The 20,285-nt window shown below is 71.0% G+C and carries 21 protein-coding genes and 1 pseudogene; 3 read left to right on the forward strand and 19 right to left on the reverse strand.

The features are described 5' to 3' along the window. Positions 1-2 precede the first annotated feature (2 nt). Complete coding sequence (locus ACFY1E_RS30380; RefSeq protein WP_389081279.1) at positions 3-830, reverse strand: nucleic acid/nucleotide deaminase domain-containing protein; 828 nt, start codon at positions 828-830, stop codon at positions 3-5. After that, a complete protein-coding gene (locus ACFY1E_RS30385) occupies positions 827-1,549 on the reverse strand; it encodes a hypothetical protein (protein WP_389081281.1) in 723 nt (240 codons plus the stop codon). Before ACFY1E_RS30385 ends, ACFY1E_RS30380 begins: the two co-directional genes overlap by 4 nt. 165 nt (positions 1,550-1,714) lie before the next feature. Between ACFY1E_RS30385 and ACFY1E_RS30390 the strand changes: the two genes are divergently transcribed. Further along, positions 1,715-1,855 (forward strand): DedA family protein, encoded by a 141-nt coding sequence (locus ACFY1E_RS30390; protein ID WP_389081284.1) that lies wholly within the window; start codon positions 1,715-1,717, stop codon positions 1,853-1,855. A gap of 458 nt (positions 1,856-2,313) precedes the next feature. Here ACFY1E_RS30390 and ACFY1E_RS30395 read toward each other — a convergent pair whose 3' ends face one another. Continuing rightward, on the reverse strand, positions 2,314-2,985 hold the full coding sequence (locus ACFY1E_RS30395) for a hypothetical protein (RefSeq protein WP_389081286.1): 672 nt from the start codon (positions 2,983-2,985) through the stop codon (positions 2,314-2,316). Positions 2,986-3,592: 607 nt separating this feature from the next. Between ACFY1E_RS30395 and ACFY1E_RS30400 the strand changes: the two genes are divergently transcribed. Together ACFY1E_RS30400 and ACFY1E_RS30405 are read left to right on the forward strand one after the other, a co-directional pair. Continuing rightward, positions 3,593-4,177, forward strand: a complete 585-nt coding sequence (locus tag ACFY1E_RS30400) for a VanZ family protein (RefSeq protein WP_389081289.1) — start codon at positions 3,593-3,595, stop codon at positions 4,175-4,177. A gap of 821 nt (positions 4,178-4,998) precedes the next feature. Next, positions 4,999-6,804, forward strand: a complete 1,806-nt coding sequence (locus ACFY1E_RS30405) for an alkaline phosphatase family protein (RefSeq protein ID WP_389081291.1) — start codon at positions 4,999-5,001, stop codon at positions 6,802-6,804. Positions 6,805-6,882: 78 nt separating this feature from the next. Here the strand turns inward: ACFY1E_RS30405 and ACFY1E_RS30410 are convergent, their stop codons facing one another. The 16 genes and pseudogenes from ACFY1E_RS30410 to ACFY1E_RS30485 form a co-directional block, all read right to left on the reverse strand. Continuing rightward, entirely contained in the window at positions 6,883-7,455 is a 573-nt protein-coding gene (locus ACFY1E_RS30410; protein ID WP_389081293.1) for a transcriptional regulator, read from the reverse strand. A 27-nt stretch (positions 7,456-7,482) separates the two neighbouring features. Beyond that, complete coding sequence (locus ACFY1E_RS30415) at positions 7,483-9,042, reverse strand: helix-turn-helix domain-containing protein (RefSeq protein WP_389081295.1); 1,560 nt, start codon at positions 9,040-9,042, stop codon at positions 7,483-7,485. After that, a complete protein-coding gene (locus tag ACFY1E_RS30420) occupies positions 9,039-9,329 on the reverse strand; it encodes a helix-turn-helix domain-containing protein (RefSeq protein ID WP_389081297.1) in 291 nt (96 codons plus the stop codon). Before ACFY1E_RS30420 ends, ACFY1E_RS30415 begins: the two co-directional genes overlap by 4 nt. Positions 9,330-9,553: 224 nt before the next feature. Further along, positions 9,554-11,038: a peptide MFS transporter gene (locus tag ACFY1E_RS30425; protein WP_389081300.1), complete on the reverse strand. Its 1,485-nt coding sequence runs from the start codon at positions 11,036-11,038 to the stop codon at positions 9,554-9,556. Positions 11,039-11,119: 81 nt separating this feature from the next. Then, a complete protein-coding gene (locus ACFY1E_RS30430; RefSeq protein WP_389081302.1) occupies positions 11,120-11,428 on the reverse strand; it encodes an antibiotic biosynthesis monooxygenase family protein in 309 nt (102 codons plus the stop codon). Continuing rightward, positions 11,425-11,748, reverse strand: coding sequence for an antibiotic biosynthesis monooxygenase family protein (locus ACFY1E_RS30435; protein WP_389081305.1), 324 nt, complete (start codon positions 11,746-11,748; stop codon positions 11,425-11,427). The genes ACFY1E_RS30430 and ACFY1E_RS30435 overlap by 4 nt, the downstream gene beginning before the upstream one ends. Position 11,749: 1 nt before the next feature. Next, positions 11,750-12,499, reverse strand: coding sequence for an SDR family NAD(P)-dependent oxidoreductase (locus tag ACFY1E_RS30440; RefSeq protein WP_389081307.1), 750 nt, complete (start codon positions 12,497-12,499; stop codon positions 11,750-11,752). Positions 12,500-12,528: 29 nt separating this feature from the next. After that, a complete protein-coding gene (locus tag ACFY1E_RS30445; RefSeq protein WP_389081648.1) occupies positions 12,529-13,287 on the reverse strand; it encodes an SDR family NAD(P)-dependent oxidoreductase in 759 nt (252 codons plus the stop codon). Further along, positions 13,279-13,737, reverse strand: a pseudogene (locus ACFY1E_RS30450) (SRPBCC family protein); the annotation flags it as partial. The gene ACFY1E_RS30445 and the pseudogene ACFY1E_RS30450, both read right to left, overlap by 9 nt. A gap of 25 nt (positions 13,738-13,762) precedes the next feature. Further along, positions 13,763-15,022 carry a ketosynthase chain-length factor gene (locus ACFY1E_RS30455; RefSeq protein WP_389081310.1) on the reverse strand — a complete coding sequence of 420 codons (1,260 nt, stop codon included), beginning with the start codon at positions 15,020-15,022 and terminating at the stop codon, positions 13,763-13,765. After that, entirely contained in the window at positions 15,019-16,302 is a 1,284-nt protein-coding gene (locus ACFY1E_RS30460) for a beta-ketoacyl-[acyl-carrier-protein] synthase family protein (protein ID WP_389081312.1), read from the reverse strand. Before ACFY1E_RS30460 ends, ACFY1E_RS30455 begins: the two co-directional genes overlap by 4 nt. After that, on the reverse strand, positions 16,299-16,730 hold the full coding sequence (locus ACFY1E_RS30465; RefSeq protein WP_389081315.1) for a cupin domain-containing protein: 432 nt from the start codon (positions 16,728-16,730) through the stop codon (positions 16,299-16,301). Before ACFY1E_RS30465 ends, ACFY1E_RS30460 begins: the two co-directional genes overlap by 4 nt. Next, on the reverse strand, positions 16,727-17,098 hold the full coding sequence (locus ACFY1E_RS30470; RefSeq protein WP_389081317.1) for a TcmI family type II polyketide cyclase: 372 nt from the start codon (positions 17,096-17,098) through the stop codon (positions 16,727-16,729). Before ACFY1E_RS30470 ends, ACFY1E_RS30465 begins: the two co-directional genes overlap by 4 nt. 92 nt (positions 17,099-17,190) lie before the next feature. After that, complete coding sequence (gene asnB / locus ACFY1E_RS30475) at positions 17,191-19,068, reverse strand: asparagine synthase (glutamine-hydrolyzing) (protein ID WP_389081320.1); 1,878 nt, start codon at positions 19,066-19,068, stop codon at positions 17,191-17,193. Then, positions 19,065-19,619: a hypothetical protein gene (locus tag ACFY1E_RS30480; RefSeq protein WP_389081322.1), complete on the reverse strand. Its 555-nt coding sequence runs from the start codon at positions 19,617-19,619 to the stop codon at positions 19,065-19,067. Before ACFY1E_RS30480 ends, asnB begins: the two co-directional genes overlap by 4 nt. Then, positions 19,616-20,068, reverse strand: coding sequence for a DUF1772 domain-containing protein (locus tag ACFY1E_RS30485; RefSeq protein WP_389081325.1), 453 nt, complete (start codon positions 20,066-20,068; stop codon positions 19,616-19,618). The genes ACFY1E_RS30480 and ACFY1E_RS30485 overlap by 4 nt, the downstream gene beginning before the upstream one ends. Between the last annotated feature and the right edge of the window lie 217 nt (positions 20,069-20,285).

Here is a 20,285-nt window from a genome sequence, read left to right on the forward strand (position 1 = left end):
TCTTATCTACTCAGTTTCAGCTGGTCAAGATAGCTCTCCATGATGGCGTTACCGCGTTCCCTGGATGCCTTGTCGCCGTATTCGACGCTATGACTCACTTCGGTTCCCGGGAATCTCTCCGCCATCCATGAGCTGCAATTCGCCCCCGTGCTGCAGGGTTCTCGCTCCGTATAGAGATGACGTATTCGGGCCGGTTCCCCCTCTCTCAAGAACGGCGTCCCGATCATCCGCTCGGAGTGCCGGCGCCCATTGCTGCGGGCCACGAGAATAAAGTCCCCGCTGCCGTCCGCACTGCGCACCCGCGCGGCCGCGTAGTTGTTGCTCGTGAACTCTCCGTCCTTGTTGTGGGTGCCGTAACTGCGATCCGCGTGGCGGGCCAGCTGGGTGGCCTGGGAGAGGTCGGTGCTGCCCAGCGGAACCTGCTGGGACGATGCCTTTGGCCGTGGATCAGTGCGCCCCTCGCTTTTGTCCTTCAGCTTGGCGTTCTGTTCACCTTTGACCGGACGTCCGATCGAGGTGCTGTCGAGCCCGAGCTTCGCCCGGTCCGCGTCCGTCAGGTCCGAGTGGGAGCGGTCAGCATTCAGCCGGCGAATGCTTCCGTCGTCGGCCATGTGGTAGACCGGCGTCTCCTCGGTTCGGGGGCGCTTGGCGATCCGCTCCAGCTCTGCCGCGTGCTTCGCATCGGTCTCGAGGTGGTTGTCCGCGACCCTCTTCAGCCGTTTTCCGGTGTCGTGATAGAGATCCTTGACGGCCTTGCCGGCGTCTTCTCCGACGGCTTTGCCAGTCTTCTCCGCGGCGTGCTCCAGCGCCTTGACGATCTGGTTGGTCACTCGAAGCTCACCCCCGCCAGCTTGGACTTGAACTCCTCGGCGTGCGCGGCCACCTTCTCCGCGTGACCGTGCATCAACTCCGCGCGGGCGTGCACCTGTTCCGGGTCAATGGAGAAACCGGTCCCCGCATCGCCGCCGCCGACTCCCGCCGCAGACACAGCCGCCTGGAACACCAGTCCGCTCACCGCCCGCCCGACCACCTCCACCAGCGGTTCCACCGCCGCCTCGATGACCTGCCCGATGATGTACTGCTCCAGTTGCTGCTCCAGGTAGTCCATCAGCTTCTCGGCAGCCTCCACAATCAGCACCTCGGCCGCCTCCGCGAGCCCGAGAGTTGCCACCGCCGCCGCCTGATCCGCCACGAACGACGCAGCCAGCACCGCCAATTCCGCGATCGCCTCGACCTTCATGCCCACAATCACGTCCGCCGCCACGTCGAGCGCGGTGGCAACCGTATGGCAGGCCGTCAGCAACTCAGACATGTGGCCGGAGGACAACTGCGACCACTTCGCCAGCAACGCCTCATAGGAGGGGCCCTGGTACACATCGGCCATCCGCTTGAGCGTCGCCGAGGAATCCTGGTGCGTCTGGTCCAGCTTCTCCGCGAAGTCCCGCACATGGGACGCAAACTCACGGACCTTGTCCTCGTTCACATTCGGCCAGTTCACCCCGATGAACTGCAGGAAGGAAACGACTTCTTCAGGCAGCTCAATAGCCACAGTGCCCCCGTCTGGCAACAGCAAAAACCAGCTCAGCACGTTAGTGGAGCGCGGGCAACGGTAGGGCAAACACTCCCTGTTGATACCTCCAACCCTGTCGGCCTCAGCGAATGTGTGGAGCAGTCAGGTCTGGGTGGGCACGCGTTGGCCCGATACGGCTGCTACGTGCTGCTCACCCCGGCGCGGGTCGCCAAGGCGGAGGTGTTCTTCGTCCGCAACGGCGGCAAGGTCGTCGCGGTCGCTCGCTTCGTCGAGGGCCTGCGTCAGGCGAACGGTATCGTGGCCGGACTGAGCGAGATGCCCTGACGCCGGTTCTCCACCTGCTGGAAGTCCTCGTCCAGGACGAGGCGCTTCCCGTCGACGCCTGGAGCAGTCCTACCACGACCCGGCGTAGCGCGCGGACTTGCGCCGCCGGCGAACAGCACTGGTGGGAGGAGAGAGCGCCCGCACGTACAGCACCCACCCGCCCCAGGTCCACACCTTGGGGCCAGAGCGGAACCCAGCGGCCTTGCGGAACTGGCCGTAGAGGTGAACTGGGCCTCGGCTGCGGTCAGCGCCGCATCCGCGCTCCGTTCCTGGCAACGTTGATGGTGCGGACACCGTGGTTCTTCCACCACGTCGCCAGACGGGCCCGGCCCACCCGCCGCAGGCTGGCGGGGGTCTGGTACTTCGTCAGCAAAATCAGCTTTCGCGTGCCGGCGACCGACGCTGCCCGGTCAGGAACACCCTGGTCGTTGGCGGCAGCCCTGCAACGCCTGCTCGTCTCAGCCGAGGTGGAGGGTGGTCAGGGCAGTGGTCCAGTCGGTGACGATCGCCTTCTGCGCGGCCGCGAGGGTGACCTGGCCCTTGCAGACCGCGGTGTGCAGCTTCGTCTCCACCGGGTCCTTCTTGTTGTTGATCCCGGAACCCTTGTGGCCGGGGTCGGCGGGCTCCACCCACAAGTTCCGGTGGTCGTTGGGGTCGCCGCCGAGCTGCAGGCTGATCAGGTGGTCGTACTCGGCATTGCCCATGCGGCCGGTGTAGCCGTAGGAGGCCGCGTTGAGCCGCTTCTCCTTGCCCGTCACGTACGCGGGCGGGCGCACCCCGGAGGTGTAGCCGCCCGTGCGGCAGATCGTCGACTTCAGATTCGCCTGGGTCACCGCCGGGGAGATCGCGCCCGGCGTGCACTTCGGATCCTCCAGCGGCTCCCCGTGCTCGTACCGGTAGTGGCAGGAGCCAGCCGGCGGCTGCTTCTGCACCGTGTACTGCTTCTGCGGACCCGCCCCCACCGCGATCGTGCCGGATGACCGGCCGGGCGGCGCGGCCGTGCCCGATGCACCCGCTCCCGGGCTCCGGCCGTCCGACGACGTCGACGTGCCGAGCGAGCCGGACTTACAGCCCGCCAGCAGCAGGCAGGCGAGCACCACAGTGGATGCGGCGCGGCGGGTGGAACGCATGATGACACCTCACGGGCAGGCGACGGCTGAACAGATGCTGCCCTACCGGTCCGATAGGACACCGCGCGGGGTACCGCGCGAAGAAGCACACTGATGCCCCGGCGCGGCATCGCCTGCCTCCGGCTCATGGGGCCCACGGCTGTCAGTGGGGCATGGCTGTGGGCGATCACGTGATTCCCGCGACTCCGTGAGCGGGCGCGCTCAGCCGGCCGAGCCGTCGATCACCACATGGCAGCCGAGCACTGTTTCGTCCCCGAGCGCATTGATCGCGGCGGTACAGGCTCCCAGGCGACGGCTGATGTCTGCCTGCCGCTGATCTGTGTTTTCGCGGAACAGCGGTCAGATTCATTCTCGGTCCGACGAAATGCGGGTCCCCGAGGGGACGGTTGGGCGGAGCGGGGTCGGCGGGCCGTACGGCCGCCTCGTGCCTGTCCTGTCTCATCGAAAGGTTGAGCGTTCTCACCGAAGCTTGATCGGCGCTGAGTTCAGGGTTTGCCGTCGGGATGATCTTGGTCGTCGCGGCATCACACGCCGATCGATACGCCGCCGATACGTGCCGTTGGTGAGACTGCCCCTGGCAACCGGATGGAAGCAGAGGGGTGGCAGGGTGCGGCTCGAAGGATGGCACGGCTGGGTCGGTACGTTCACCGGGGTGGTGCTCCTCACGGTGGCCGCGTTGCCGTTGGCGGCGCTGGTGGCGTGGTCTTTGGCCCGCTGGCGGAGGCTCGCCGGTGCCGGGGCGGCGAGGGCGTGGCGCATGTCGCTCGCTGAGGTCGGCGTCGTCTACGGGACAGTGCCGCCGGTCTGGTTGATCCTGCTGCCGGGCGACGAGGACGGGGCGGTCGTGAGCCTGGTGCCGCTGCGGGACCTGCTCACGATGGACGCGGGCCAGATCGTCGGCAACCTGCTGGTGTTCGCTGCGCTGGGGTTCCTCGGCCCGCTGCGGTTCGCGGCGCTGGCATCGGTACGGCGGGTTCTCGCGCTTGGGGCGGGCTGCTCGGTCCTGGTCGAGACAGCGCAGTACGTCCTGCAACTGGACCGGGTGTCGTCCGTGGACGACGTCCTGCTCAACACCGCCGGCGCCGGTCTGGCCGCACTGGCGTCACGCCGCTGGTGGCGCGCCGGCAGGAGCCCGCTCCCCGCGGGAGGAACGGGCCGGGAACGCGGGGCGGTGAGCGGGAGATCCGCATGACGTGTGACGACGACCGTTGACGACAAGAAGGGCCTCCGAAAGGAGCCCCTTTCGGCGAGTAGAGACCTCGAATCAAGGGGCGCATACCGACGCAGAGACAGCCTGAGCTCTGAGCCTGGTCCCTGTCGCGGGCCGCTCAAGGTTCGGTGAGAACGCTCAACCTTCGATGCGACAGGTCAGTGCCTGCGGGAGGCCGTCGTGCAGTTGCTCGATCGGTGGGGCTGCAGCGGCCGAGGTGTCTCAGGGCTGTGCCGGCGCGGGCACCTCGCCCCTGGGCAGCTGCCCGCCGGGCCGGTGCTGTGGGACGTACGGTGGTGTGGCCCTGGACCGGGGGCCGGCCGATGAGCAGGACTCGAAGAGTTGCTGTTCTCCTGGCTGGGGAACGTGTGGGTGGAGTCGGTTGAGATGACCGGCGGGGTCGTCCGGGTGGAGGTCCTGCGTACGGCCCGGCAGGCGGCCTGTCCCGGCTGCGGGAGTCTGTCGCGGCGCCTTCGCATGGAAGGGGCCAGAGCCCGTTCTCGCGTGCGCAGCCACGCGGTTGAGGTCGGTGCGATGGACGCGGGGCCGCCCGCCCGCCTGGCCGTCGTCTTGCGGTGGGCGGCCTGGTCATCGCGTGCACCTGCCACGGCGGCCAAAGAGCCCGTCATGGCCCGCGCGGTGATCAAGGGCTCTATCTGCCGTGAACTTGTCTGGTCAAGTTCGGGCGGAGTTCTTCCGCTTGACGGCGGCAACCAGTAGTCATGTCCCGTTCGTTGCGCGCCTTCAGGCCGTGCGGGCGTGTCCTGCCCGGCATCCTTATTCAAAGGGACGAGGTACCACGTATGCGACTGCGCTGGAGATCCCTCGGCGGGCTTCTCGCTCTCCTCGGGGCACTGATCGTCGTCGTTCCCTCGCCTGCCCGGGCGGCCGGAAGCAGCGGCAACCTGATCGTCAACGGCGATGCGGAGAGCGGCGGTTACTGCACCGGCGACTGGGCGGCGGCCACGACGGTCCCCGGCTGGAGCACCGAGGCCGGCGGTTTGAACGTCGTGTGCCACTCCGTGGCCGCCTTCGGGTATCCCAGCGACGGCAAGACCCCGGGCAAGGCCTTCTTCGGGCCCGGGAACTTCGGCGACGGCGCGATGACGCAGAGCGTCGACGTCTCCTCGGCCGCCTCGGCCATCGACGGCGGGGGTGTGCACTACGACCTGTCCGGCTGGCTCGGCGGCTGGACGACCTACAGCGGCCACGCCGCAGTGAGCCTGCACTTCCACGACGGCAGTGGCCACTCGATCGGCCCCGTCGCCAAGCTACCCACGGTCTCCGCGAGCGACCGGGGCCTGGCCACCACGTTCCTCTCGCGCAGCACCACCGGCGCAGTCCCGGCCGGCACCCGTTCCCTCCAGGTCGAGGTGCAGTTCCTGTCGACGAGCAGTGAGACCGGCTACCTCGACAACCTCGCCCTCACCCTGGACACCCCGCTCGCCGCGCCGGCACCGCTCGCCCCGCCCCTCTCCAAGGTCCCCGGCTACGACCACGTGTTCATGGTCATGATGGAGAACACCGACTACTCCGAGGTCATGAACGACCCGGCGGACACGCCGTACATGCACAGCCTCATGAGCCAGGGCGCCACGCTCACCGACTTCCACGGCGTCTACCACCCGAGCGACGAGAACTACCTCGCCATCGCCGGCGGCGACACCTACGCCAAGGGCGCCACGTACTTCCCCAACATCAACTCGCCCCAGCGCAACCTCGCCGACACCCTGGAGGCGGCCGGCAAGACCTGGAAGGCCTACGAGCAGGGCATGGGCACCCCCTGCAACACCAAGAACGACCACGACAGCTACTACGAGCCCGACGACGCTCCCTTCATCAACTACACCGACATCAGCGGCAACGCCTCCCGCTGCGCGGCCCACCTGTTCGACACCACGCAGCTGACCACCGACCTGAAGTCCGCGGCCACCACCCCCGACTTCTCCTGGATCGCCGCCGACGACTACTACGACGGAGAGGCCTCCGGCAACGGCAATGCCACCAGCCTCAAGACCCAGGACGGCTGGCTGAAGCAGACCCTCGCGCCGGTCCTCGCCTCTGCGGCCTTCACCCAGCAGCGCTCGCTCCTGCTTTTGACGTGGGACGAGAGCCAGGGCGAGGCCTACAACCACATCGTCACCACCGTGGTCGGCTCCCAGGGCACCGTCCCGGCCGGCACCAGCAGCCCGCTCCACTACGACCACTACGGCATAGGCCGCACCATCGAGGCGGCCCTCGGCCTGCCCGCACTGACCGCCAACGACACCTACGCCACGCCACTCAACGCCGCGTTCGCGCCGTCCACCGCGACCCTCCCGACGCTCACCGGCGACCTGAACGCGGTCGCGAGCGGCGGCAACGTCACCTTCCGCTACTCGCTGCCTTCGGCTTCCCAGGTGAGCGCCAAGAACTGGATCGGCATCTACCCGAGGGGCGTCACCCCCGGCAAGCAGGCTTCCCTCACCTGGTCCTACGCCCCCAACGCCAGCGGCGCCCTGACCTTTCCGGCCGACAAACTGGGCGGCGCGGGTACCTACGACGTGTACTACCTCGCCAATGACGGCTACTCGGTGCTGGGTGGCCCCTTCTCCCTGACCGTCGGCTGACCGGCCATGACACGGGGGAACGCCCTCCCCCGTGCTGAGCGTCCTGGTGAAACACCCGGCATGGGAAGGCACGTGGGGTCAGGCGGCGAAGCCGATGTTGGTGACGTACTCGTACTGGCCCCACTGCGATCCCAGGTCGGCGATCTGCTCGATCCAGGCGTCGTCCAGGGCCCGGTCGTCACCGGTGGACCAGGCCGCGACGAGGGCCTCCCAGTGGCGGATGTTGAGGGTGCGGAACTCCACGACCCGCTGGTGGGAGGGACGCACCCCGGACTGGTTGAGCGGGTGGATCTCGACGCGGGTGCCCCGGCCGGCGCGGTTGAGGCGGGCCAGGAGGTAGCGGGCGACGTTATGGCGGCGCACGGTGCGGTAGGCGTCGTCGATCCGGGCGAGGTTCTGCTTCGTCGGGCGGCGGCTGCCGGCCAGCCATGCCTTCAGGGTGCGGTCGGTGACGGTCAGGCCCGCGTCGTGGGCGGCGGCGCGGGCGTGGGGGGTGCGGGTGAGGTAGTGCAGGCGGGCCATGAGGCCGCGCCGGGTGGTGACGGGGGTGGCGATGAAGTCGGCGAGGGCGTCGAGCTGACGGGCGACCGCCTGGTGGCCCTTGATTCCGCTGGCGCCGTACTTGCCGAACTCGGCTGTACGCTCGGGCACTTGAAGGTCCTTCTTCCCTGTCCGTTCTCAGTCAGCGGATTCGTGGGCGGCGCCCGGGTCTGCGGTCGCGGCACCGACGGTGTAGACGTCCTTGACCTTCACTTCAAAAACCCCGCGGCCCTCGGGGAAGACACGGCGCCAGTCGCCGATGACGTGGAGTTCGTCGGTGCCCATCGCGCGGACGACACTCAGGCCCTCGTCGTGCGCCTTGTGCGCCTTCATCCAGAGGTTGGCGAAGGCCTGGGAGCGGATGAGGTGCATCCAGTCCGGGCGGTACAGCTCCCGGTTGTAGTTCGACTCCCCCATCGTGGAGACGAACTTGGAGTACATCGCCTTCACATACTCCAACGTCACCTCGTCACCCTCGGCGAGCGCCTGCTCCCGGGCGTCCTTCAGCGCGATACGGAACTTCTCCAGCAGGCCCTCGGTCGCGCCCGAGGTGAACGACTCGTGGATCTGAGGCGGTTCGCACAGACCGTACCTGGGACCGGACAGGCGCAGCAGCAGGCGCAGGGTGGGTTCGGTGACCCAGAGCGGGCCGGGCTCGTCCCGGTTGCCGATCGGGTTGGGCAGGTAGGCGCTGTGCTCCCATGCGGGCGGGGTGATCAGGTGAACACCGGCGCGGCGGCGGTCGTGGTGGTTGCCGGTGGAGTGTTCCAGCTGCCCGATCGGCAGGTGCGTCTTGAGCGCGCTGAGATAGGCGCCGTTGATGTCCAGGGCCGTCACCTCGTGCGTGCCGGCAGGCAGTTCGGGGCGCGTCCACTTGGGGCGGGCCTCCCAGATCTGGTCGGCGCCGCGGGCGGAGGGCTTGCGCAGGATGTCCGGGATCCAGGGGTGGGCGACGATGGCATAGCGGCCGCCCTTGCGGGAGTTGTCCAGGAGGGCCATCGCGTCCGGGATCGCCCGCTTGACCAGCGCTGCCGTCGCCGCCTCCACATCGCCCTCGTGCGTGGCGAGCGCCTCGGCCACGGCCGCCGCGATCGGGTCGGCGTCGGACACGGTCCGCACACGGCGGCCTGCGGGGACGGTCTGCACGGTCTGCGCCGTGCGGCCCTGCGGCCGCTGGGCGGGGGCGGCGGGTGCGGGGGCTGTCGTCGCGCACTGGGCAGGGTCGAGGTGCTGGGGGAATCCGGCGACCTGGTGGCGGGCGGGCTGCCCGCACAGGACGCACGGCTGTGGCACTGCCAGGTCCTCGACGTCGTCGGCCTCGGGCGCCGGGTGCGGCTGATCAGCCGTGCCCGGCTGCTCTGCAGCCGTCGCAGCCTCGCCGCCCGAGGTGGCCGGCCCGGGGTGCGGAAGACCGGTGGGAGCAGCGGTTTCAGCCTGCCGGGCGGCATCCAGGCCGGCGAGCTTGGCGTGAGCGCCGTCGAGGAAGTAGGCGTACCGCTCGCGAACGTCACCGGCCGGGTCGCGGCCCGCTTCCCAGCCGCCGACCGTGGAGGGACTCACACCCAGCGCCCGGGCCACCTGCGCGCGGGAGAGGTCCAGTGCTTCACGCAGGGCGCGGCGCTGCTCGGCCGGGGGCAGTTCGGCCTCTTGGCGGGCCGTGGCCAGCAGCGCGTCGATCGCCTCGAACTGCCCTTTCACCGCGGTCCCCCCTTCACGGGCGGCCGTCGCCGTCCGGCGCGGCGCGCGTCGGGCAGCGCCTCGCACGCCCGGGTCGGGCCCGCCAGGAAGTCCAGGACATCCATGCCGTAGTGCACGGCCAGCGCCTCGCAGTCGGCCAGACTCCAGGCAGCGGCCCCCGACTGACGGCGGCTCACCTGCGCTTGCGTCACACCCAGCGCCTCGGCCAGTCTCGCCTGCGACTCGCCCGAGGCATGCATCAGTGCCGCCACCGCCAGCCGCACCCGTTCCGGCAAGGACATTCCCATAGCCCTCACCCTACCACAATCATGCGATTCAAGCATGATCTATGAGTGATTCGCATAGTCTTTGTGGGGGCCCGCGACCGGGGAGCGCCGGGCACGGCCGGGCGGCAAGAGGCGGGCGCCACAGTGCATCGGGGCTCCGCACCCGCCGCGGCCACGTCCGGGAGCGGAATCTCGATGTCGTGCACCGCTCCCCCGGGCGCCGAGGGCCGAGGCGCCCGGGCCCGTCAGCTGCCCGGCAGGTGGGGGCGCAGGCGGGAGGAGCGGGCGGCGACGAAGGCGCCGGTGGCCAGGGCGAGGGTGCCCGTGAGGAGGAAGTAGGCGGGCAGGGGCATGACGGCTGTGAGGCGGTAGAGCTGGCCGCCCAGGACGACTCCGACGGCTGCGAACATGCCGTTGAGGGCGAGGAACCGGTTGAGGTAGCCGGGTGGGGCGACGGCGGCGGCCAGGGCGAGGCCGGCCGGGGCGAGGACCACCTCGCCCAGCGAGTACACCAGGTAGACGGCGATCAGCCAGGCCACCGAGACATCGCCGGTGCGGGCCAGCAGGGCGGCGGCGGCCATGACGAGGAAGCTCAGGCCGGCCGCGGCCAGGGCGCCGGCGAACTTGGCGGTGGTCGCCGTGGTGCGCAGCCGGCCTGTCAGGGGGGCCAGCAGCAGGATGAACAGCGGGTGCACGCACTGCAGCCAGCTGGCGGGGAGGGTGAAGCCGAGGATGCTGCGGTCGGTGTGGTGGGCGGCGAACAGTGACAGGACGGAGCCGCTCTGGGCGAAGATCATCCAGAAGGCCGCGGAGGCCGCCATGAGGGTGGTGAAGGCGGTCAGCCGGGCGCGGTCCACGGTGGTGCGCCGGGCCAGGGAGCGCAGGTACACAAACGGCAGGCACACCGTCGCCAGGCCCAGCAGGGCCAGCAGGGCGAGCAGGGGCAGCACGCCGGCGGCGACGGCGGTGGTGGCCGCGGCGCCGGCCGCGAGGACTGCGGCGGCCCGCCGGGCGGCCGTACGGGCCTGCGGTCGGGTGAGCGGGCGGGTGGGGGCGTGGCCGGTGGTGTCGAGGGCGCGCAGGCCGATACGGAACTGGGCGAGGCCGGTGGCCATGCCGAAGGCGGCTGCGGCGAAGCCGAGGTGCCAGGTGACCTTTTCGGCGAGGTAGCCGGTGACGAGGGGGGCGAGCAGTGCGGAGACCTGGATGCACATGTAGAAGCGGGTGAAGGCCTCTTCCCGCCTGGCGGTGCCGCTGACGGCGGACACCAGGGCGGCCAGGGACGGTTTGACCAGGCCGGTGCCGGCCACGACCAGTGCAAGGCCGGTGTACAGGGCGGGCGCGGCGGCCAGCGCGAGGACGGCGTGGCCGCAGGCGATGAGGGCGCCGCCCACAAGGACGGCCCGGCGGGCGCCGAGGAGGCGGTCGGCGAGCCAGCCGCCGGGCAGGCCGGCCAGGAAGTTGAGGGCCATGTAGGTGGCGAACAGGGCGGTGGCGGTCTGCTGGGACATGCCCAGGCCGCCGTCGGCGGGGGCGGCGGTGAGGTAGAGGACGAGGATCGCCGCCATGCCGAAGAAGCTGAAACGCTCCCACAAATCGACGCCGAGCAGGATGAGAAAGCCCCGGCGCCTCTGCTGCCCCGCGGGGGTGTCGGCTGGCGCGGGCGGCACGTACAGGCCGTTGCCGCTGCGGCTCGCGCCGGGCGCGGCATGGGTGGGGTGCTGGGGCATGGTGCCTCCTTTCGGCCATAGCACCGGCGGAGGGCGCGCGTCGGCGCCCCCCGGCCGGTGCTGTGTCGTGCCTGACTGCCGTCAGTAGTGGGCGAGGACCTTGTAGATCTCGAAGGGGCGGGCGCGGTGGGTGTCGCGGAACTCGCGCAGGGGGGCGGTCTGGTCCTTGTGCTGCGCCCCCCTCTCCCACGTCTCGAAGGACTCCCAGCTGTCCCAGTGACTGACCACCACATAGCTGTCCGGGCGGCCCAGTTCGCTCATGAGCTGGTTGCCCAGCAGGCCGGGGGTGCCGGCCATGCGGCGGCTCGCCTCGTGGTAGGCGGCCAGGACGTCCTCACCGCGCTGGGAGAGGTGGTAGAGGACCACTTCCACCGCGGGGGCGGTGCTCATGCGGCCGCACCTTCGAGGCTGGCGACGATCCGCATGGTGGCCATGGAGCCGCCGCTGCGGAAGGGGTGCAGCTTGGTGCGGTGCTGCAGGTGGGTGTCGCTGGTCTCGAACGCGCGGAACTGCGGTTCGTCCACCCAGTCGCTGACGATGTAGTAGATGCCGTCCTCGCCCTCGACGGTGCTTTTGGCCAGCCACTGGCCGCGGTTGGCGGGGTGGCCGGTGACGGAGTCGCCGACCTCCTGCCACATCTGCTCGAAGCCGGCCTCCATGCCCGGCTTGATCTGCATCCGCAGCATCACCCGGAACGTGGCGTCGCTCATGTCAGATGCCTCCGTCGACGTTGAGGGTCTCGCCGGTGATGTAGGCCGACAGGTCGCTGAGCAGGAACAGCACCGGGGCGGCCAGCTCGTCGACGCGGCCGAGCCGGGCCAGAGCGGTCTTTTGGGAGTAGGTGGCGCGCAGGCCCTCGGCGCGTTCGGCCGGCAGCGTGTCGAAGGCCTCGGTCTCGATGACGCCCGGGGCCACCACGTTGACCCGGATGCCCTTGCCGCCCAGTTCCTTGGCGAGCGAGCGGGTCAGGCCGATCATGGCCGCCTTGGCCGCGGTGTAGTGGGCGCGCAGCGGGATGCCCGCCGCCGCGCCGCGCGAGCCGATGTTGATGACGGAGGCTCCCGCACCCAGCAGCGGCAGCGCCTGCTGGATGATGCGGTAGCTGGCCGTCAGGTTGGTGTCCAGGACGCGCGACCACTCCTCGGGGGCGAGGTCGGTGAAGGGGATGTGGCTGATGACTCCGGCGTTGTTGACGATGCCGTCGAGGCGGCCGTACTTCTCCTTGGCGGTGGCGACGAGGGAGTCGACCTGGGCCAGGTCGCCCACGTCGGCGCGTATGACGTGGTGGTCGCCGCCGGTCTCCTTGAGCTCTCGGCGCAGGCTCTCGACGTACTCGCTCTCCTGCACGTAGCAGGTGATGACGTCGGCGCCGGAGCGGGCGGCGGCGAGCACGATGCCCCGCCCGATGCCCCGGGTGCCGCCGGTGACCAGGAGTTTCTTGCCCTGCAGTCCGAGTTCCACCTGATGTCCTTCCGTGGTGTGACGGTGGGTCACACGCAGCCGTCTACGTGGATGTTCTGTCCGGTGATGTAGGAGGCCTGGTCGCTGATGAGGAACAGCACGACGTGGGCGATCTCCTTAGGGGTGCCGAGGCGGCCGACGGCGGCGAACTTGGAGAAGATCGCGCGCTGCTGGGCCGCCGCCTCGGGCGGCAGCTCGTCCAGGGCCTCGGTGTCGATGCGGCCGGGCGAGATGGTGTTGACGCGGATGTTTTTCGGGCCGAGCTCGCGGGCCAGGGAGCGGGTGAGGCCGATCAGCCCCTGTTTGACCGCGGTGTAGTGGGCGCCGCCGGCCATCCCGATGCGGGCCACCGTGGAGCCGAAGTTGACGATGGAGGCGCCGCGGGCCAGGAGGGGCAGGGTGGCCCGGGTGACCTGGTGGGTGCCGGTGAGGTTGGACTGCACGGCGGCGGCCCAGGCGGCGTCGGTGAGGTCGTCGTAGGGGGCCGGGGTGAAGTCGCCGGCGTTGTTGACGACGGCGTCGAGGCCGCCGAACAGGTCCCGGGCCCGGTCGGCCAGCAGCCGGGCGCCCGCCGCCTCCGAGGCGTCGGCGCGCACCAGGTGGCCGGTGCCGGGCAGCGCGGCGAGCTCCTTGCCGAGCGTGGTGACGTGGTCGTTGTCCTGCCGGTAGCAGGTCAGGACGTCCGCGCCGGCGCGGGCGGCGGCGAGCACGATGCCCCGTCCGATGCCCCGGGTGCCGCCGGTGACCAGGATGCGCTTGCCGGTGAGGTCGGCATACGGGGTGCGCAGGGCACTCGCCGCGGTCTCGAGCTTGCGTTTGATGATGTTCATCTGGACGACGGTGTTGCGGTTGATGCGCTCGGTCATGCCGTCGTCGTCGAGCGGGGCTGCGTCCTTCATGTGGAAGTCCTGGGTCCACTGCATCCGCACGCCCCGGTCGGTTTGGGTGTACTCCCAGTGGATGTTCATGTACTCGAACGGTCCGGTCTCCACGCGGTGGGCGCGGACGGTGCGGGTGGCGGCGTCGGTGGTGCGCTGCGACACCCAGCTCCACACCTGGCCGTTCTCGTCGGGGTGCAGGGCGAGCCGGAAGGTGACGGTGGGCCCGTCCTGTTCGAGGATCTCGGCGAGGGAGTACTCGCTGAACAGGTCGGGCCACGACGTCACGTCGTTGGTGCGCTCCCAGACGAAGTCCATGGGGGCGTCGATGACGATGGAGTTGCTGGTGTGTCCCGCCATCACTGGTGCCTTTCGGGTTTCGGGGTTACGTGAGGTGGTCGGTGCGGTTGCCGGCGCCGAGCACGAGCGCGGAGGTGAAGCCGCCGTGTCCGCGGGCGAGCACCACGGCGGTGCGCAGCGGGGTGTGCCGGGGCCGTTCGACGACCAGGTCGATGCCGAGGTGGCTCGCGTCGAGGGGGCCTGCGGTGTGCGGGATGACGTCGGCGGCCAGGCTGAGCAGGGCGGTGGCGACGTCGAGTGCGGCGCCGCCCGCGTACAGCCGGCCGGTGAGGGTCTTGGGGGCGGTCACCGGCACCCGGCCGGCTCCGAACACCTCGTTGACGGCGGCGGCTTCGGCGCGGTCGGCGTCGGGCAGGGCGGCGGCGTCGGCGAAGACCACGTCGACGGCGTCGGCGCGCAGCCCTGCGTCGGCGAGGGCGCGGCGGATCACCGAGGCGAGGACGGGCGCTCGCCCCGAGCCGGGCGGCGGGTCGAAGCCGGCGGCGTGGCCGAGGATGCGGCCGTAGTGGCCCACTCCGCGTTCGCGGGCGCCGTCCTCGGTCTCGACGACCAGGATGGCTCCGCCCTCGCCGGGGACGTAGCCGCGGGCCGCCTCGTCGAAGGGCAGGTAGGCGCGGGTCGGGTCGTCCTCGGTGGACAGGTGGCCGGTGGACAGCTGGGCGGTCAGCCCGTAGGGGCACAGGGAGGCGTCGGTGCCGCCGGAGAGCACCAGCCGGGAGCCGGTGTCCAGCAGCCTGCGGGACTGGCCGAGAGCGTCCAGGGCGCCGGCCTGTTCGGCGCAGATGACGCCGCAGGGGCCGCGCATGCCGTGCCGGATGGACACCTGGCCGGTGGTGGCGGCGTAGAACCAGGCGATGGACTGGAAGGCGCCCACCCAGGCCGGTCCGCGCTGGTAGAGCTGTTCCATCTCGCGCTGGCCGAACTCGGTGCCGCCGGAGGAGCTGGCGGTGACCACCGCCATCTCGTACTCGGGCAGCGTGGCGGGATCGGCCTGCGCGTCGGCCAGGGCCGTCTCGGCCGCGGCCAGGGCGAAGTGGGTGAAGCGGTCGGTGCGGGAGACGAGGATGCCGGGGATCTGCTGGTCCGCCTGGAAGCCGGGCACCTCGCCGGCCACCTTGACCGGGTAGGTGGTCGGGTCGAAGCGGGTGATGCGGGCCAGGCCGCTCTTGCCGGCCAGGACGGCCTCCCAGTGCCGGCGTGCGCCGATTCCGGTGGGGGCGATGACGCCGAGGCCGGTGACGACCGCGGGGCGGCGCCGCCCCTGGGGTATGCCGAGCGCGCTCATGCTGCTTCCCTTCCGCTGCCGGCCCCGGGGCGGCTGAGGATCATGGCGCTCTGGAAGCCGCCGAATCCGCTGCCGACGCTGAGCACGTGGTCCATGCGGTGCTCGCGGGCGGTGACCGGTACGTAGTCGAGGTCGCACTTGGGGTCGGGCACCGACAGGTTGGCGGTGGGGGGCACCACCTGGTGGCGCAGGGCCAGCGCGCAGGCGGCGACCTCCAGGGAGCCGATGGCGCCCAGGGAGTGCCCGATCATCGACTTGATGGAGCTGACCGGGATGTCGTAGGCGTGCTGTCCCAGGCTGCGCTTGAACGCGGCCGTCTCGTGGCGGTCGTTCTGCTTGGTGCCCGAGCCGTGCGCGTTGATGTAGCCGATGTCCGTGGCATCCAGGCGGGCCCGGTCGAGGGCGACGGTGATGGCCTCGGCCATCTCGCGGCCGTCGGCCTTGAGTCCGGTCATGTGGTAGGCGTTGGAGCGGCTGGCGAAGCCGGCCACCTCGGCGTAGATGCGGGCGCCGCGGCGGCGGGCGGCTGCTGCGTTCTCGATCACCATGACGGCGGCGCCCTCGCCGAGGACGAAGCCGTCGCGGCGGCCGTCGAAGGGCCGCGAGGCACCGGCGGCGTCGGCGTCGTTGTTGGGTGTGGTGGCCTTGATGGCGTCGAAGCAGGCCGCGGTGATCGGTGACAGGGGGGCATCGGTGGCGCCGGCGAGGACGAGGTCGCAGGCGCCCTCCTCGATGAGCTGCACGCCGTGCGCGACGGCGTCCAGGCCGGAGGTGCAGCCGGTGGAGATCAGGGCGACGGGCCCCTGCGCGTCTGCCTGCCAGGCGACTTCGGCGGCCAGCGTGCTGGGCACCATGTAGCCGTACAGGTGGGGCACGCCGTAGGAGTGGTCGACCAGCCAGTTCCTGCCGCTGTCGGACAGGACGACGTACTCGTCCTCCAGGCCGGTGGTGCAGCCAACGGCGCTGCCGATGCTGACGCCGGTGCGGTGCGGGTCGCCGGCCGTGGTGTCGATGCCGCTGTCCTCGATGGCCTCGCGGGCGGCGACGACCGCGAACTGGGCGGCGCGGTCCATGCGGCGGATCTCCTGGGCGCTCAGGCCGGCGGCCACCGGGTCGAAGTCGCACTCGGCGGCGATGCGGGAGCGGAACTTGGCCGCGTCGAACAGGGTGATGTCGCGGGTGGCGGTGCGCCCGCCGGCCAGCAGGTCCCAGTACGCGTCGCGGCCGACGCCGCCGGGGGCGACGGCGCCGATGCCGGTGATGACGGCGCGGCGGCTCATCGCGGGCCTCCGACGTCCGGGTTGGTGCCGCCCTCGACGAGCGGCGTCTCGGTGTCGACGTGGCCGAGCTCCGGGCGCGGCGCCAGCGGGGAGAGGTGGAAGACCACCTGCGCCGTCTCGCGGCCGGTGTTGACCAGCCGGTGGCGCACCCCGATGGGCACGAGCAGGGAGTCGCCGGGGCCCAGGGCGACCGGCTCGCCGTCCAGCGTGATGCTCAGCTCGCCCGCAACGACGTGCAGGAACTCCTCGGAGTAGGGGTGCAGATGCTCGGTGACGAACTCGCCGGGGCCAAGCCGCAGGGTTCCGCCGAAGCCGGAGGTGCAGCCGACGGTGCGGGGGCTGAGGGTGATGCGGATGTCGCCGCCGCGCTTGCGGTTGGCGGCGACCTCCTTGAGGTTCACCTTGGTGGTGGGGGCGGCTTGGGTCATCGGGTGCCGCCCAGGGTGGGGCCGGACGGCTGGGTGGTGACGGGACCGTCGGTGGGGGTCCAGGTGTAGAACGGCACGGCCATCGCGTCGCGCGGCTCACGCCAGTTCGGGTCGTAGGGGGAGATGAACTCCTGCAGGCGGGTGTTGATGTCGTCGTACAGCGGGTGGCTGCGCGCCTTGTACAGGTTGGGGCCGATGTCGTGGTCGGCCTCCACGAGGTGGAAGTACAGGTCGTGGAAGGCGAACAGGGTCCGCCGGGAGACACCCACCATGTGCGGCAGGTCGGTTGAGTCCGAGTCGGCGAAGACCTTGGCGACGCCCTCGGCGTCGGCGAGGTTCATCCGCGCCACGATCAGTGTGCGGTGCACGTTGCCCTCCTGGCTTCCTTGGGTCGTTGCTCCACCCTCGTGGGCGGCTCTCGAAGCTGTCTTGAAACGGTCTGGACCGGCGGCCGGGAAGGTCACAGCTTCAGGTCGATGCGGTAGTCGGTCAGCCAGGTCTCCAGCTGCAGCACCATCTCCATGCTGGCCCGCTCGACCCAGGCGAAGGCGCCCTCGGGGGCCTTGTCGGCGTCGGCGGCCGCCGCGGTGGCGCCGGCGTCCAGCAGGCCGGCGACGGCCGCGCCGCGGTCGGTGGCCACGTCGATGAACCGGCGGCGCACGAAGTCGCCGTAGGCCGCTTCCTGGGTGGTCGGGTAGGCGCTCTTCTTGCGGCGCAGCACCGGCTCGGGCAGCAGGTCGGCGACCGCGGAGCGCAGCAGGCTCTTCTCCACGCCGTCCACCCGCTTGAAGGCGGCCGGCACGTTGTAGACGTACTCCACCAGGGCCCGGTCGCAGAACGGGGGCCGCAGCTGCACACCGTGGGCCATGCTCATGCGGTCGGCGCGGTCCAGGTGCGTGGGGGCCCAGCGGGTGAGGGCGAGGTAGGTGACCTCGCGGGCCCGGCGTTCGGCCGGGGTGTCGCCGTCCAGGTGCGCCACTTCGGTCAGGGCGTCGCGGTAGTGCTGGTCGGCGTAGCCGAGGAAGTCGAGGTCCGTGCGCAGCCGGCGGTCGATCATGGAGGTGCCCAGGCCGCCCGCGGCGGCGTCGTGGCCGCGTTCGAAGGACACCCAGGGGAACGTCTGGGAGTTGCTGTGCTGGGGGTCGTAGGCCCAGAAGTAGCCGTTGAAGACCTCATCGGCGGTCTCGCCGGACAGGACGGCGGCGAAGCCGGCCTCACGCAGCCGGGCGAAGAACTGGATGAGGGAGACGTCCATGTCCCCCAGCGGGGAGGGGGCGTCCTGGCTGCGCAGGGACATGGCGTGCACGGCCGGGTCGGTGAGCGCCGCGGTGTCCAGGAGGATCTCGGTGTGCTGCGAGCCGATGTGCTCGGCGGCGAGGGCCGCGTAGGGGGCGTCCGGGGTGGAGCGCATCGTGGGGTGCGGCTGGAAGTTCTCGGTGTAGCCGGTGAAGTTCACCGAGAAGCTGCGCAGCGGGCCGGCACCGGTGGCGGTGAGGGCCTGGTGGGCCAGGGCGGTCAGGGCGCTGGAGTCGATGCCGCCGGAGAGCATGGCGCCCACCGGCACATCCGCGCGCAGATGGCCCGCGACCGCGGAGGCGAGCAGGTGGCGGACGGTGGCGATGGTGTCCTTAAGGCTGTCGGTGTGCCGGCGGGCCGGCAGCGACCAGTAGCGCTGCTCGCTGCTGCCCGAGGGGCGCACGAGCAGCACATGGCCGGGTATCACCTCCCGCATGCCGCGGAAGACGCCGGTGCCGGGCTTGCGGCTGTGCGCGAACAGTTCGCGCAGGCCGTCGGCGTCGACGACCGGGGCGACGTCGGGGTGGGCGAGCAGCGCCTTGGGTTCGGAGCCGAACAGCACGCCGGTGGGCGTCGGGTAGTAGCACAGGGGCTTGACGCCGAGGCGGTCGCGGGCCAGCAGCAGCTCCTGGCGGCGCACGTCCCACACGGCGAGGGCGAACAGCCCCTCCAGGCGGGTGAGGAAGCCGGCACCCCACTGCAGGTAAGCGTGCAGGGCGGTCTCGGCATCGCCGCGGCCGGTGAACCGGTGGCCCTTCGCGGCCAGTTCGGCACGCAGGGCGTCGTGGTTGGTGAGCGCGCCGTCCAGGGTGAGCACCGCGACGGGCGTGCCGCCCTCGGTGCGGTGCACGACGGGCTGGCGGCCGGTTGCGGTCACGTCCAGCAGGGCCAGGCGGCGGTGGGCGAGCGCGGCGTGGCCCTCGGCCCACACCCCCTGGCCGTCGGGTCCGCGGTGCGCGAGGGTGGCTGCCATCGCCTCCACGACGCGGGTCTGCGGGGACAGGTCCCGCTGGAAGTCGACCCAGCCGGCGATTGCGCTCATCGGGAGGTCCTCTCATTCACGGCGAGTTCAGCGGTGTCGGCGGTGTCGGCGGTCTTGAGGGTGACGGCGACAAGGGTGAGCGGGATACCGGCGACGGCGGCCCGGAAGTCGTCCAGGGTGGGCTCCGGCCCGTCGGCCACGGTGATGCCCAGGCGGCGCGGGCCGCTTTCACGGTCGTAGCGCTGCCACAGCTCCAGGTAGCCGCGGGCGGTCAGGCCGGGGTCGGTGACCAGACGGAAGCGGGCCGGGGTACGCCGGCCCTGCCAGGTGAGCTCTCCGTCGGCGGCGGGGGTGAAGTTGTGCCGCCACGGGCTGGAGGTGGCCAGGTACAGGGCGCCGTCCAGACGGTGCACGCCCGCCGGCACGGTGTAGGGCCGGCCGCTGCGCCGCCCGGTGAAGTGGACCAGCGCCAGATGCGTGGCGACCGGGCCGGGGTCGGGCCTGGACAGCAGGGCGGTGATGCGGGCGTTGGCGGCTGCCTGCTCCTTGTCGTCGCGCGGCGCACGGCTGATGCGCGGGACGGCGAGGGCCGGCCTTCCGGGCGCCGTCACGAGAGGACCACCGCGGCGGCGGTCAGGGCGCAGCCGGCGATCGCGCAGCAGGTGCGCACCAGATGCCAGTCGCGCCACTGGCGGCGCGGGTCCGCCCAGGTGGGGCCCAGATCCTGCGGCCGGGTCTTCTTGACCCGGTTGTTGATGGGCACGTTGCGCATCTGGGAGACGACCGCGACACCGGCCATGGCGAGCGCCCCGGCGATGAACAGCGCACGCGGCCCGGCCTCGTGCGCGCGCACCGCGAAGGCGGCGTCCACGATCACCGAACCGCTCACGATGAACGGCATGATCCGGTCGTAGCGCTTGCCGAGCAGCTTGTGGGTGTCCACGTAGCGGTCGGGGGTCATCGCGATCAGGGCGGGCATGACACTGATCGCCACGGCGAACAGCACCCCCGCCACCAGGCCGGTGCCCAACAGCACCAGCACACTCAGTGTCTCCACCACGGCCTGCGGCCCTTTCGTCCGGAATTGCCAACGTCACGAGCGGTTCGACGATCGCAGCGGCTCCTCGTACCCGGCTCGAACCCATCTGGACGCCCCCCGCCCCGCCACCGGCGGTGCCGGCGGCCGGGGCGCGGGCGCGGGCGCCGTCCGAGCGGGCCTCGAGGGGGGCGCTGTTGGCTGGCCGGGACTGTCCGGAATCGGGTCCCTCCCCCGGGCA

Origin of the sequence: Streptomyces sp. NPDC001604, assembly GCF_042893475.1 — a bacterium.
Lineage (GTDB): Bacteria > Actinomycetota > Actinomycetes > Streptomycetales > Streptomycetaceae > Streptomyces.

What these genes read in the sequence shown, in the direction of transcription:
- ACFY1E_RS30465 (WP_389081315.1), bottom strand. Translation starts at nt 16,730, where the DNA reads ATGACCCAAGCCGCCCCCACCACCAAGGTGAACCTCAAGGAGGTCGCC.
- ACFY1E_RS30460 (WP_389081312.1), bottom strand. Translation starts at nt 16,302, where the DNA reads ATGAGCCGCCGCGCCGTCATCACCGGCATCGGCGCCGTCGCCCCCGGC.
- ACFY1E_RS30420 (WP_389081297.1), bottom strand. Translation starts at nt 9,329, where the DNA reads ATGGGAATGTCCTTGCCGGAACGGGTGCGGCTGGCGGTGGCGGCACTG.
- asnB (WP_389081320.1), bottom strand. Translation starts at nt 19,068, where the DNA reads ATGAGCGCAATCGCCGGCTGGGTCGACTTCCAGCGGGACCTGTCCCCG.
- ACFY1E_RS30405 (WP_389081291.1), top strand. Translation starts at nt 4,999, where the DNA reads ATGCGACTGCGCTGGAGATCCCTCGGCGGGCTTCTCGCTCTCCTCGGG.
- ACFY1E_RS30435 (WP_389081305.1), bottom strand. Translation starts at nt 11,748, where the DNA reads ATGAGCGACGCCACGTTCCGGGTGATGCTGCGGATGCAGATCAAGCCG.
- ACFY1E_RS30455 (WP_389081310.1), bottom strand. Translation starts at nt 15,022, where the DNA reads ATGAGCGCGCTCGGCATACCCCAGGGGCGGCGCCGCCCCGCGGTCGTC.
- ACFY1E_RS30425 (WP_389081300.1), bottom strand. Translation starts at nt 11,038, where the DNA reads ATGCCCCAGCACCCCACCCATGCCGCGCCCGGCGCGAGCCGCAGCGGC.
- ACFY1E_RS30430 (WP_389081302.1), bottom strand. Translation starts at nt 11,428, where the DNA reads ATGAGCACCGCCCCCGCGGTGGAAGTGGTCCTCTACCACCTCTCCCAG.
- ACFY1E_RS30395 (WP_389081286.1), bottom strand. Translation starts at nt 2,985, where the DNA reads ATGCGTTCCACCCGCCGCGCCGCATCCACTGTGGTGCTCGCCTGCCTG.